The sequence below is a fragment of the Billgrantia hypersalina genome (genome assembly GCF_052584175.1).
Genome location: NZ_JBMIQI010000011.1, coordinates 729,709 through 742,553, shown reverse-complemented (window position 1 = coordinate 742,553; position 12,845 = coordinate 729,709). Strand labels below are relative to the sequence as shown.

At 64.9% G+C, this 12,845-nt stretch carries 11 protein-coding genes; 3 read left to right on the top strand and 8 right to left on the bottom strand.

Annotated features, from left to right (window positions below):
• Positions 1–33: 33 nt before the first annotated feature.
• The 6 genes from uxaC to ACOJCM_RS10635 all read right to left on the bottom strand — a co-directional run bounded on the left by uxaC (position 34) and on the right by ACOJCM_RS10635 (position 6,963).
• The gene (uxaC, locus tag ACOJCM_RS10660; protein ID WP_445212032.1) at positions 34–1,455 is read right to left on the bottom strand and encodes a glucuronate isomerase; all 1,422 of its coding nucleotides are present in this window, start codon (positions 1,453–1,455) and stop codon (positions 34–36) included.
• 33 nt (positions 1,456–1,488) lie between these two features.
• Positions 1,489–2,778 carry a TRAP transporter large permease gene (locus tag ACOJCM_RS10655; RefSeq protein WP_445212031.1) on the bottom strand — a complete coding sequence of 430 codons (1,290 nt, stop codon included), beginning with the start codon at positions 2,776–2,778 and terminating at the stop codon, positions 1,489–1,491.
• A complete protein-coding gene (locus tag ACOJCM_RS10650; RefSeq protein WP_445212030.1) occupies positions 2,775–3,266 on the bottom strand; it encodes a TRAP transporter small permease in 492 nt (163 codons plus the stop codon). Before ACOJCM_RS10650 ends, ACOJCM_RS10655 begins: the two co-directional genes overlap by 4 nt.
• Positions 3,267–3,337: 71 nt before the next feature.
• Entirely contained in the window at positions 3,338–4,297 is a 960-nt protein-coding gene (locus ACOJCM_RS10645; protein WP_445212029.1) for a C4-dicarboxylate TRAP transporter substrate-binding protein, read from the bottom strand.
• Between the two features lie 62 nt (positions 4,298–4,359).
• Entirely contained in the window at positions 4,360–5,091 is a 732-nt protein-coding gene (locus ACOJCM_RS10640; RefSeq protein ID WP_445212028.1) for a GntR family transcriptional regulator, read from the bottom strand.
• A 159-nt stretch (positions 5,092–5,250) separates the two neighbouring features.
• Positions 5,251–6,963 (bottom strand): DEAD/DEAH box helicase, encoded by a 1,713-nt coding sequence (locus tag ACOJCM_RS10635; RefSeq protein ID WP_445212027.1) that lies wholly within the window; start codon positions 6,961–6,963, stop codon positions 5,251–5,253.
• Between the two features lie 440 nt (positions 6,964–7,403).
• Between ACOJCM_RS10635 and ACOJCM_RS10630 the strand changes: the two genes are divergently transcribed.
• Positions 7,404–7,853 carry a YaiI/YqxD family protein gene (locus tag ACOJCM_RS10630; protein WP_445212026.1) on the top strand — a complete coding sequence of 150 codons (450 nt, stop codon included), beginning with the start codon at positions 7,404–7,406 and terminating at the stop codon, positions 7,851–7,853.
• On the opposite strand, the gene ACOJCM_RS10625 is transcribed toward ACOJCM_RS10630, so the two are convergent.
• Together ACOJCM_RS10625 and ACOJCM_RS10620 are read right to left on the bottom strand one after the other, a co-directional pair.
• Positions 7,850–8,854 (bottom strand): glutathione S-transferase family protein, encoded by a 1,005-nt coding sequence (locus ACOJCM_RS10625; RefSeq protein WP_445212025.1) that lies wholly within the window; start codon positions 8,852–8,854, stop codon positions 7,850–7,852. The genes ACOJCM_RS10630 and ACOJCM_RS10625 overlap by 4 nt on opposite strands.
• A gap of 100 nt (positions 8,855–8,954) precedes the next feature.
• Positions 8,955–9,854 carry a LysR family transcriptional regulator gene (locus ACOJCM_RS10620; RefSeq protein WP_445212024.1) on the bottom strand — a complete coding sequence of 300 codons (900 nt, stop codon included), beginning with the start codon at positions 9,852–9,854 and terminating at the stop codon, positions 8,955–8,957.
• Between the two features lie 98 nt (positions 9,855–9,952).
• Between ACOJCM_RS10620 and ACOJCM_RS10615 the strand changes: the two genes are divergently transcribed.
• Together ACOJCM_RS10615 and ACOJCM_RS10610 are read left to right on the top strand one after the other, a co-directional pair.
• On the top strand, positions 9,953–10,801 hold the full coding sequence (locus ACOJCM_RS10615; RefSeq protein ID WP_445212023.1) for a pirin family protein: 849 nt from the start codon (positions 9,953–9,955) through the stop codon (positions 10,799–10,801).
• Between the two features lie 227 nt (positions 10,802–11,028).
• Positions 11,029–12,765, top strand: coding sequence for a peptidoglycan DD-metalloendopeptidase family protein (locus ACOJCM_RS10610; protein ID WP_445212022.1), 1,737 nt, complete (start codon positions 11,029–11,031; stop codon positions 12,763–12,765).
• The last annotated feature ends 80 nt before the right edge of the window (positions 12,766–12,845 follow it).

Here is a 12,845-nt window from a genome sequence, read left to right as displayed (position 1 = left end):
GGTTCCGTCGCAGTCAAAGGGAATAGGCTCAGCTCATCGCTCGAAGAGGTAGCGCTGCACATTGTCGTAGCACACCGCCCGGACCAGCTCGCCGACGCGGTCGAGATCGTTCGGTAGTTCGCCACGCTGGATCTGGGCCCCGAGCATCTGGCAGAAGATGCGGCGGAAGTAGTCGTGGCGGGAGAACGACAGCAGGCTGCGCGAGTCGGTCAACATGCCGACGAAGTGGCGCAGCAGGCCGAAGTTCATCTGCGTGACGAGCTGGCGTTCGATGCCGTCGCGCTGGTCGTTGAACCACCAGGCGGCACCGAACTGCACCTTGCCGGGAATGCCGTCGCCCTGGAACGAGCCGACCAGGCTTGCCAGCATCTCGTTGTCGCGGGGGTTGAGGTTGTAGACCACGGTGCGCGGCAGCGCCCGTTCGCGGTCGAGCGCATCGAGGATGGCCGCCAGCGGTTCGGCGTAAGTCACATCGCCGATGGCATCGAAGCCGCTGTTGGGCCCGATCTCGGCCAGGCCGCGCTGGCTCAGGCTGCGCAGCGCCCCGAGGTGCAGCTGCATCACCCAGCCGCGGCGAGCGTATTCGCGCCCCAGCCACAGCAGCACCGCGGTGGTGAAGCCGGCGCTTTCGTCGCCTGCAAGCGTATCGCCCCGGCGGCGGCGGTCGAGCAGCCGGTCGAGTTCGGCCACGCTGGGCGGGGTGACGAAGACCGGCTTCTCCAGGCTGTGATCGGAAAGGCAGCAGCCGTGGACGGCGAAGTGATCGAGGCGCTGGTACAGGGCCGCGAGCAGGTCGTCGAAGCCATGGATCGCCACCCCGCTGGCCGCCTCCAGTTCGCCGAGGTAGTCGACGAAGCCGGGCTCGCCGATCTTGAGCACGGTATCGGCACGAAAGGTCGGCAGCATGGCGGGAGCGCCGCCGCGCTCGACGTGACGACGGTGCAGGTCGAGGTCATCCACGGGATCGTCGGTCGTGCATACGGTCTGAACATTGAAGCGCTCGAGAATCCCCTGGGCACTCAATTGCGGCGTGGCCAGGCGCTCGCGGGCAGTCGTCCATATCTCCTCGGCGGTATCCGGCGAGAGCAGCAGTTTTTCGATACCCAGCGGATGGCGCAGTTCCAGGTGGGTCCAGTGATAGAGCGGGTTGCCGAGGCAGTCCGGCACCGTCTCGGCCCAGGCCTGGAAGCGCTCCCGGTCGTTCACGTCGCCGGTGATGCGCCGCTCATCGATGCCGGCACAGCGCATCGCCCGCCATTTGTAGTGGTCGCCTTTCAGCCACAGCTCGGTGAGGTTGTCGAACTGCACGTTATCGGCGATTTCCCCCGGGCTCAGGTGCGAGTGGTAATCGCAGATCGGCATGGCCGCGGCATGTTCGTGGTAGAGCCGGCGCGCCGGCTCGTTCTCGAGCAGGAAATCCGGTCCCATGAAGGCGATGCGATCTTTGAATGTCATGACAAGACTCCGTCTCTATCGGCTTTTCGCTGCTCAGCCCATCAGCAGGTTGGGCAGGAACAGCACGACGTCGGGGAAGAAGATGATGCCCAGCACCACCACGAACACTGCCAGGGCAAAGGGCACCAGCTCGCGGCTGTAGTCGAAGAAGGAGCAGCGCAGGATGCCGCACACGGTGTACATGGAGATGCCCACCGGTGGCGTCATGCCGCCGAAGGTCACCAGGGTCATCATCAGCAGCCCGAAGTGCACCGGATCGACGCCGGCGGCCTTGATCACGGGAACCAGAATCGGCGTGAGCAGCATCACCACGACGGTAGCCTCGAGCAGCATGCCGAGCAGCACCAGCAGCACGGCCAGCGTCAGCAGCAACGTGGCGTGGCTTGTGAATACGCCCAGCGTCAGCTCGGCGATGGTCTGCGGCACCCGCTCGAAGGAGACCACATAACCGATGATTCCCGAGAACATGATGATCAGCATGATCATGCCGATGTCGCGCACGCTGGCGTGCATCGCCGCGAGGATCTCGCGCAGTCCCATCTCGCGATGGATCACGCAGCCCACCAGCAGCGCGTAGGCCACTGCGAAGGCGCCCGCCTCGGTAGGCGTGAACAGGCCGTAGCGAATGCCCACCAGCAGCCACACCGGAAACAGCAACGCCCAGATGCTGCTGCGCAAGGCTGAAAGCACTTCGCGACCTGCAGGCCGCCCCTCGCGTACCGGCGTGTAGCCGCGCCGCTTGGCGACGAAGAAGGTGGTCACCATCAACGCCACCATCAACAGGAAGCCGGGCACCACGCCGGCAATGAACAGCCGGCCGATCGATACCTCGCCCAGATAGCCGTACAGGATCAGGCCGATGCTCGGCGGAATGGTGGCGGTGATCAGCCCGCCGATGGAGAGCACCGCGCCGGAAAATCCCGGGCTGTAGCCCTCCTTGATCATGCCCTTACCCAGCACCCGCGACTGCATTGCGGCATCGGCCACCGCCGAGCCCGACACGCCGCCCATCAGCGTGCTGAGTACGATGCTGGCCTGGGCCAGCCCGCCACTCATCCAGCCGGCCAGCAGCGTAGAGAGGCGCATCAGCCGCGGCGTGATGCCGCTGGCGTTCATCAGGTGGCCGATGAAGATGAACAGCGGCACCGCCAGCAGCGGAAAGGATTGGGTCGCCGAGACGATGCGCTGCGGCCCGATATTGGTCGGCAGGAAGGTATCGGGCAGGAAGAAATAACTGAAACCGGCGATACCGATGGCAAAGGCCACGGGCATGCCGATGGCCATCAGCACCAGGCCCAGGCCCAGCAGGAGTGCGGCCGTCATAGTGTCTCCTCCACGACATCGTCTTCCGGCATCAGGCTCGCCACGATGCCCTTGGTCACGATGCGACGCACGAGCGAGACGATCATCAGCGCAGCACCCACCGGCAGCGCCAGGGTGATGTAGCCATAGCTCAGCCCGGCCACACCCATCGGGCGCTGCCAGTTGGACAGGGCCAAGGGAAAGCCGTACCACACGAGCAGGGCCAGGAAGCCCAGCATCAGCGCCAGGCACAGCCCGGTGACCAGGCGCTGCAGCGGCAGCGGCAGGCGCACCGCCAGGGCGTCGATGCGCACCTGCCCGCCGTGGCGCAGGGTGATGTCGGCACCCAGCACGGCGGTCCAGATGAACAGCAGCTGGGCCAGCTCGGCGCCTCCGGCGAAGGGCTGGCCGATGGCGCGTGCCGTCGAGCTCACCAGCAGGGTCAGGGAAGTACCGCCCAGCAGTGCCACGGCAAGCCACGCCTCGAGTCGGTCGTACCAGTACCACATAAGGAAATCCTCGAACCAGGATGCAGTCAGCGGCCAAGCCCCTGTCGCGAGCGCGTCAGGGGCCGGCTGGCTCACTCTCCCGAGGTCAACTGCTCGCGGTACTGGTCGTAGCCGAGCTCCTCGTAGACACCGGCGACGCGTTCACGGAACAGCTCGACGTCCACTTCGGTGAAGGTCACGCCTTCCGCCTCCATGCGCTCACGCACGGCATCCTGGGCGTCGGCAGTCGCCTGGCTGGCCGCCTCGCCCGCCCGCTGTAGCTCCTCGTCGAGGATAGTGCGCAGCTCCTCCGGCAATGACCGGTACCACTCTTCGGACGTGGCGAGGCCGGTCATCAGGTGGATATGCCCCGTCAGGGCGATATGGGTGATCACCTCGTGCAGGTTCTGGCCTTCGGCAGCGGTGAGCTGCGCCTCGGCGCCGTCGATCGCGCCCAGCTGCAGCGCGGAGTAGACCTCCGACCAGGGCAACGGCGTGGGCGTGGCGCCCATGGCTTCGATGGTCTTGACCCATACCGGCGAGTTGATGGTGCGCACGCGAATGCCGTTCAGGTCTTCGGGGGTCTCGACCAGTTCCTGGGTGAGCATGTAGCGCGAGCCCTGGAACCAGTTGTAGTTGAGCAGGCGCAGGCCGCTGCTTTCGGCCAGGCTCTCGACCCACTCCTGATAGAGCTCGGACGAGGTGATGCGATCGTAATCGGCGTGATCCTCGACCAGATAGGGCGCACTGAGGATGCCCAGTTCCTCCTGGTACTCCGAGAGCCGGCCGGCATCGATCAGCACCGCCACATTGGCACCGCTGCGGATCTGCTCGACCACATCCTCGTCGGAGCCGAGCTGGCTGTTGGGAAAGACGCGCACGGTGAGCTCGCCATCGGAGCGTTCCGCGATCGTCTGGCTGGCTTCTTCCATGGCCTGCACGATGGGGTCCTGGCCGCTGAGCGCCGAGGAAAGATTCAACTGATAGGCCGCATGGGCCAGATTGGCAGTGGCGGCCAGTGCAATGGCCGAGACAAGTGCTGTGGTCTTCATGTGAGCCTCCTGACGTGTGTTGTGGTTATGCGTCTCTTGCTTGGCGTCTTGCTACGTGAGACTTACGTACTGCCGACGGCAACAGCGCTGGGCGTACCGTCGAACATCTCGGGGAAGCGGCGCATCAGCTCCGGCAATGAATGCAGGATCTCTCGCTGGTGCACGCTCATGGCCTGGCTCGCCGCCTCGGGATCGCGCCGACCGATGGCCTCGACGATCATTGAGTGCTGGTCGGCCAGCTTGGCAATCGGCGTCGAGTCGGGAATGCTCAGGTAGCGCACCCGATCGAGCTGCGCCTTGACCTCTTCGGTGACGCGCCACGCCGCGGTGTGCCCCACGTCCAGCGACAGCGCGCGATGGAAGGCCTCGTCGAGCTGGAAGAAGCGGTCGTAGTCGTCGGACTCGACACAACGCCGCTGGCGCTCGATGAACTCACGCAGCTCGTCCAGGGTACGCTCGGCCACGCCCAGCGTGGCGGCCTCCCGGGCCACCGCCACCTCGATCGCCTCACGTACGAAGCGGGCTTCGAGCACGGCCTGCTGCGAAATCCTTACCACGTAGGTGCCGCGCTGCGGTCGTACCTCGACCAACCCCGCTTCCGACAACCGGATGAAGGCTTCGCGCACCGGCTGGCGACTCACGGAGAAGGCGTCGGCCAGTTCCTTTTCCGATAGTGCCTGCCCCGGCGCCAGTACCATGCGGATGATCGACTGGCGCAACACGCGGTAGAGCCGCTCGCGAACCGAGCCGTCGTCGCGCGCTTCCTGCCACAGGGCCTGCAGGGGGGATGTCATGGGCACCGTCTCCTCATTCTCGTTGCGCCTGCGCGCCACCGTTCTGACCAGACTAGTATGGTAGTATGGCAATTGGCAAGCAGAGATAAAAAAACCCAGGCCGGATAGCCCGGCCTGGGTCATGTTTCATGTCAGCCGTCGTGGCGGCTGACGATGCGCTTAGGCGCTCGTGCGTCGACGCACCGGTGCCTCACCATCTTCGCGGCGACGGCGCGGAGCACGCTCGGGAGCACCGCTGTCCTCGCTGATTTCCAGCGGGCGACCGGCAACGCGGGCGCGGGCCATCTTGGCCAGGATGCTGGCCGGCAGAGAGCTCGGCAGTTCCACCACCGAGAAGGCGTTGCGGATATCGATACGGCCGATCCGCGAGCCTTCGATACCCCCCTCGTTGGCCAGCGCGCCGACCAGTTGGCCCGGCTTGACGCCGTCCTTGTGGCCAACCGCCACGCGATAGCGGGTCATGCCCTCGCTCGGGCCGCGGTCGCGGCGCGGCGGCTTGCCATCGCGCGGGGTGCGTTCGCTGCGGTCCGCACGCTCCTTGCGCGGCGCCTGCAGGCGGCCGATGGGCGCCTCGTCGGCACGCGCCAGGGCAGCGAAGGCACAGGCCAGCTCGACCGGATCATGACCCTCGGCGACCAGACGCTCGACCAGCGCGCGCTGCTCCTCGGCACCTGCGGTCAGCGTGCCGATGATACGCTGATGGAACACCTCGTCGCGGTGGGCGCGGATGGCCGCCTCGTCGGGCACTTCCATCTCGCTGAGCTTCTGGCCGGTGGCCTGCTCGATCCAGCCCACCTTGCGACCCTCACGGAAGCCGACGAAGGTGATCGAAATGCCGGTACGCCCGGCCCGGCCGGTACGGCCGATGCGGTGGGTATAGGCTTCGGCGTCCTGGGGCAGGTCGTAGTTGAAGACGTGGGTGATGCGCGGCACGTCGAGGCCGCGGGCGGCCACGTCGGTGGCGATCAGCACGTCGACCTTGCCGCGCTTGAGGCGCTGGATGGTGCGTTCGCGCAGGCTCTGGTCCAGGTCGCCGGAGAGGCTGGCCACGTTCACGCCGCGGGCGGAGAGCTGCTCCATCAGCGTGGTGCAGGCCGCACGGGTGCGCACGAAGACGATCGCGGCATCGACCGGTTCGACTTCGAGGATCCGCGACAGCGCCTCCAGCTTGGCGCCGCCATCGACGCGCACCAGGCGCTGCTCGATGTTCTCGCCGGTGGTGGTACGCGACTCGATGGCGACCTTGACCGGATCGACCAGGTAACGGTTGACGATGCGCTCGATCTCGGCCGGCAAGGTGGCGGAGAAGAACACCCGCTGGGCTTCCTTGGGCGTATCGGCGACCACGCGCTTGACGTCGTCGATAAAGCCCATGCGCAGCATTTCGTCGGCTTCGTCCAGCACCAGGGCGGAGAGGCCGTCGAGCTTGAGGCTGCCGCGATCCAGGTGATCGATCACCCGGCCCGGCGTGCCCACGACCACCTGGGCACCGCGCTTCAGCGCACCCAGCTGTTCGCGATATTCCTGGCCGCCACACAGGGTGGCCACTTCCAGCCCCGGCAGGTTCTGGCCGTACTTGGTAAAGGAGACGGCCACCTGTTGGGCCAGCTCGCGGGTCGGTGCCAGCACCAGCACCTGGGGTTCACGGCGAGTCAGCTCGAGCCGCGAAAGCAAAGGCAGCGCGAAAGCTGCGGTCTTGCCGGTACCGGTCTGGGCCTGGCCCAGCATGTCGCGCCCTTCCAGCAGCGCCGGAATGGTCTGTGTCTGAATCGGTGAAGGAGTTTCGTAACCCAATGTTTCGACGGCGGCGAGAACGGCAGGCAGCAGAGCAAGATCGCCGAAGCTCGGCGAGGCGACAGAAGTCGAGGTCATCAATCACACCTTGGTAGGCCGGCACTCGCCGGCAAATCACATTGAGGCATCCCCGACACAAACACATGGCAGGTCGGTGGCCCTGTCCTCGGCGGGCAATCTGGCCCGGACAGAGCGGATCACGTTATCGTGGGACGCCGGTCGCACCTGGCATCCGGTTCGCGCCATCGGGCGGGAACCGCTGTGGCGACCTTTTTGCGCCGATGTCGCCCGGTTGGCGGCATCCTGTAGCGCTCCATCTTCACATCTCGGACGTTGCAGCATTCGCTGTCCGTCTCGGTGATTGCCTCTCGTATGCACGGCATACGGAGCGAATCGTCATGATGGCGGGGTCAACACATGCGAGGAGCGCGCATGCTACCATCGATACTGGTTCCATGACCAGTACTTTCAACGCTACGCTCACACACTTCTGAATCTTCTTCGAGGAGCGCTCCTGAATGCCCACGCTCTGGGTCGATGCCGATGCCTGCCCCCGGGTCGCTCGCGACATCATCGTTCGCGCCGCCGAGCGCACCACAACGCCGGCCTGGTTCGTCGCCAACCACACAATCCCCCTGCCGCCCTCGAAGTGGGTCAAGGCGCTGTCGGTGAGCCATGGTTTCGATGCCGCCGACAACGAGATCGTGGCACGCATCGTGCCAGGCGACCTGCTGATCAGCTCCGACCTGCCGCTGGCCCTGGAGGCTATCGACAAGGGTGCGGCGGTGATGACGACCCGTGGGGAGATCCTCGACCGGAACAACATCCGAGCACGCGTACAAATGCGCGACTTCATGGAGACCCTGCGCTCCAGTGGCGAGCATACCGGCGGGCCCAAAGGCTACAGCGACATCGATCGGCGCGAGTTCGCCAATGCGCTGGACAGGTGGCTGGCCAAACAGCGTTAGCCATTCTCGCGGATTCCTTGCCCCGGCAAGCGCTCCCGATCGTGCGGGCGCTCGAAGTCGAGCAAGGGCCCCCTGGGCACGATGCGCGTCGGGTTGATGGTGTCGTGGCTGTAGTAATAGTGGCGCTTGATGTGCTCCAGGCTCACCGTCTCGGCCACGCCCGGCCACTGATACAGCTCGCGCAGGTAGTGCGAGAGGTTCGGGTAGTCCTCGATGCGCCGGAAGTTACACTTGAAGTGGCCGTAGTAGACGGCATCGAAGCGCACCAGGGTGGTGAAAAGACGCACGTCGGCCTCGGTAAACCACGCTCCCGCCAGGTAGCGGTTCTCGGCCAGCCGCGCCTCGACGCGATCGAGCGCCTCGAACAGCGCCACCACGTGTTTGTCGTAGACCTCCTGCTCGGTCGCGAAGCCCGACTTGTAGACGCCGTTGTTGATATGTTCGTAGACGTCTTCGTTGACCGCATCGATGGCTTCGCGCAAGTCCTCGGGATAGAAATCGAGCCGGTTGCCGGTCACTTCGTCGAAGGCATCGTTGAGGATGCGTACCAGCTCGGCCGACTCGTTGTTGACGATTCGCTTCTCCTTCTTGTCCCACAGCACCGGCACCGTGACCCGGCCGGTGTAGTGCGGGTCGGTCAGGGTGTACAGTTCGCGGTGGTACGCGACGCCGTTGACCGGATCGCCGCTCGAGCCTTCGTGCTCGTGGTAGCTCCAGCCCTGGTCGAGCATCAGCGGGCTGACCCACGAAACGCCGACGATTTCCTCGAGCCCTTTCAGCTTGCGCATGATCAGGGTGCGGTGCGCCCAGGGGCAGGCCAGCGATACGTAGAGATGGTAGCGGCCCGCCTCCGCCGGCAACGCCCGCTGCCCCTCGGGCCCCGGGCTGCCGTCGCGGGTCACCCAGTCGCGCAGCTGGGCGGATTCACGTACGAACTCGCCGCCATGCTTGTCGGTGTCGTACCACTGGTCGTGCCACTTGCCGTCGATCAACAGGCCCATCACGTCCTCCCGAAGCTGGTTGGTCGTTAACCAGAGTAAACCGCTCTGACTTTCGCTCAAGCGCAGTTTTTCCGCCCGTCGCTTCGAAATAAGTGAACGATCACTTCCGGCCCGGGCAGGTACTGGCTACCGCTTCATGCAGCGCCCAGGCCATGGCATGGGTCGCAGGGCCCGCCCGGTCACGATCGCGAAAGATCATCTGCATGGGTACCTCGCGAATGCCCCCTGCCGTGAGCGGCAGCGGGCGCAGCAAGCCTTCTTCCAGGTCATCGTGGATGCGCGTCTCGGGCAGCCAGGCGAATCCCAGGCAGCGCCGTATCATGTCGATGGAGGTTTCGAGATGGCTGACCGTCCAGCGCTGCTCCGCCTTGAGCCAGCCGGCATCCATCGACTGACGCAGCGCCGAGTCACGCACGACGAGCTGCCGGTGCCGTTGCAGGTCGCGCAAGTCGAGCTCACGATCGAGCGCGTGCAGCTCATGGTCGCGATGGGCCACCGCAATAAAGCGGATCGCGACCAGCGGCTCGCCCAGAAAGCCCTGTGCCGCCAGGCCGGAGATGGCCAGGTCGGCTCGTCCGTCATAGAGCATCTCGATGCCACCGTTGAGCACCGTCTCGTGGAGCTGCACGCGAACGTAGGGATACTCCGCAGAAAAGCGGCTCAGCGCCACCGCCAAGGCATCGGTGGGGAATATCTGATCGACCGACAGGACCACTTCGGCCTCGAGCCCTTCGGCGAGTCGGCCGGCGACATCCTCCAGCGCCTCCGCGCTCTCGATCAGCTGGCGTGCCCGGCGCAGCAGCATCTCCCCGGCCTCGGTGAGGCGAACCTGACGCCCCACCGGCTCCAGAACCTGCACGCCGAGCTGCTGCTCCAGCTTGTGTACGGCATGGTTGAGGGTGGAAGGGCTCTTGTGGACCGCCTCGGCGGCGCGCGCGAAACCGCCGTGATCGACGACTGCCGCAAGCATTTGCCACTGGGCCAGGGTGACGCGAGACATGTTCGACTTCCTCGAATGAAAGCTGCGAAACGTTGCGCTTAATCTTCGAAAAATACGGACTAGAATGCCAGACATATCCACTTAGGGAGACCTCTAACATGGTCGCCAGCTCCGGCATTCGCCGCATTGCACGCCTGATCCAGAGCCACCCCAGCCAGGATGGCGACGGCGTGCACATCCAGCGCATTCACAGCTTCGATGGCGAACTCGACCCCTTCCTGATGCTCGACGAGCTCGGCTCCGACCAGCCCGACGATTACATCGGCGGCTTTCCTCCGCACCCCCATCGTGGCATCCAGACGCTGACCTACATCGTTCATGGTGGAATCACCCATGAAGATCACTTGGGCCACAGCAGCACCATCGAGGCCGGAGGCGCCCAGTGGATGCACACCGGCCGCGGTATCGTGCATTCCGAGATGCCCCTGACCGACAGCCACGGCCTGCACGGTTTCCAGCTGTGGCTCAACCTGGCGGCGCGCGAAAAGCTGAGCGAAGCACGCTATCGCGACGTTCGCAGCGACGAAATGCCGCGCCTGACAGAACCCCGTGCCGCACTGATTGCCTTGGGCGGCCACTGGTCGACCCCGAATGGCAATCGCGTCACGGGTCCTCTGGATGCCCTGGCGGGCGATGGCGCCGTGGCCCACGCGAGCCTCGAGGCTGGAGGGGAAATGACTTTGGCAGCCAGCAGCGAAATGCTGGCCGTGTATGTCTTCGAAGGCGCCCTGGACATCGCCGATGAACGTGTCACGGCGGGGCAATTGGCGCGCCTGGGCACCGGGAGCACGCTGGGCCTCTCGAGCCAGAAAGGGGCACAATGCCTGTTGCTGGCGGGCACCCCTCACCGAGAACCGATTGCCCACTACGGTCCTTTCGTGATGAATCATAGGCACGAGATCGACCAGGCACTGCGCGACTATCGCAACGGCAGCTTCACCCAGTGACATGACTCGCGCCTATTTACCGAATAGGGGTTGTTTTCTACCCTTTATTCACTTTCAATAAATAAAAAGAACAGTGTTCTTGTTTAGCCAGAAGGCCCGGAGACTCAACCACGGGCCTTCGGGCGCGTTCTGCTGTATGAACGTACAGTCTAGGCAGGCCATATATCATGGGTTAAGGTTCACGTGCCTTTATTTATATTCCTGTCATCTTTATATGGCCGACACACATGTTGCGAATCCTTCATTCGCTGCCCCGCACGCATAAGTTGCTATTGTTACCCGTCGCCACCATGGTGACCGTACTGGGCGCGCAAAAAATTGTTACCCTCGTCGAGAATTCCCAGCGACAGGAACAGGTTCCCGAAACCGTGCTGTTCCCCCTGTCGCCCGAGGCCCAGCCCGGCCTCCCCGCTCTCAACAGCGAACGCTATTCCGTCGCCGAAGCCATCGAAATCGCCACCCAGGCCATCGATGCCACCCGAGACTACATTCCGCTCTCCCAGCTACGGCCCAGCGAGATCATCGATCTCTCCGGCATCGCCGTGGCTCAGGCCGAGCGAACGCCACCTTCCGCCACGGCGCCCGCCGCTGCCGAGCTCGATGCCGCTACCGCCACTACCGGTGACAGCGGCATCGAACTGACAACGGTACTGGATTCCGGGGCGCTGCACATGGCCCTGGTGATCGGCACCCTGGCCAGCGGCATGCTCGACGATGCCCATACCGACGACGAGGCGCTGGCCGCCGACGCGACCTCCTACGAAGACTACACGGACGAAGAGCTGGGCCTGTTCGAAGACGGCCCGATCCACTTCGACCATGAAATCGCCGCCGCCGAACCCTACGTGCCGGAATGGCGCACCTATACCGTGCAGCAGGGCGATACCTTCGCCGTACTGGCCCAGAACGAGCTCGGCCTGGGCTATAGCGAGGCCATGAATCTGCTCGACAGCCTGCCCGACAAGCGCCTGCTGACGCATTGGCGGGTCGGCAACACCTTCGAATACCAGCTCGACGAGCAGGATCGTCTGCAGGCCATGCGGGTCATGCGCAACGCCCGCGAAGGCTTCATGCTCGAGCGCGAAGAAGACGGCTTCGACGTGGCCACCATCGAGCGTGCCGGCGAGGCAACGCAGCGCCTTTTCGCCGGCAGCGTGAGCGGTAGTTTCGCCCGCTCCGCCCAGTCCACCGGCCTCTCCAGTACCGAAGTCTCCCAGATCACGCGCTTGCTGGAGAAGAAGCTCGATTTCCGTCGCGACACTCGCCGCGGCGATGAATTCCAGGTATTGATCGAATCCGACATCATCGACGGGGCCAGCTACGATTCCCGCGTTCTGGCCATCGAGTACCAGGGGGCCCGCATGGACCTCACCCTGGTGCGCAACAGCGATGACAACAATTTCTATACGCCCGACGGCCAGAGCCTCGACCCGGCCTTCAGCCGTTACCCCTTCGACGGCAGCTACCGCATGAGCTCCGGCTACAATCCCCGCCGCACGCATCCGGTGACCGGGCGGGTCAGCCCGCACCGCGGCACCGATTGGGCCATGCCCATCGGTACGCCCATCACCGCGCCGGCCGACGGACGCGTCGAGAAGGTCGGCAACCATCCGGTGGCGGGCCGCTACATCGTGGTGCGCCATGACAACGGCTACCGCACCCGCTACCTGCACCTCTCCCGCGCCATGGTCAATCGCGGCGAACGCGTCTCGATGGGCGAGCGTATTGCGCTGTCGGGCAACACCGGCCGTAGCACCGGCCCTCACCTCCATTACGAGGTTATCGTGAACAACAACCCGGTCGACGCGATGAAGGTCGAGCTGCCGGAAAGCCAGAGCCTCGACGGCGAACGCCTGGTGGCCTTCCAGCAAGAGGCCGAGCCGCTCCTCGCCGCCCTGCGTTCCGGCCAGACCGGCCCGGTGGTGGCTCAGACCTCAGCCGACGCCGAAAGCGAAGACGACTGACCGAGCGCCAGCCAGGACCATACCCGCGACGCCCTGCTTTTCAGCAGGGCGTCGCTTCTTGAAGGGAGCCTCGTCCACTC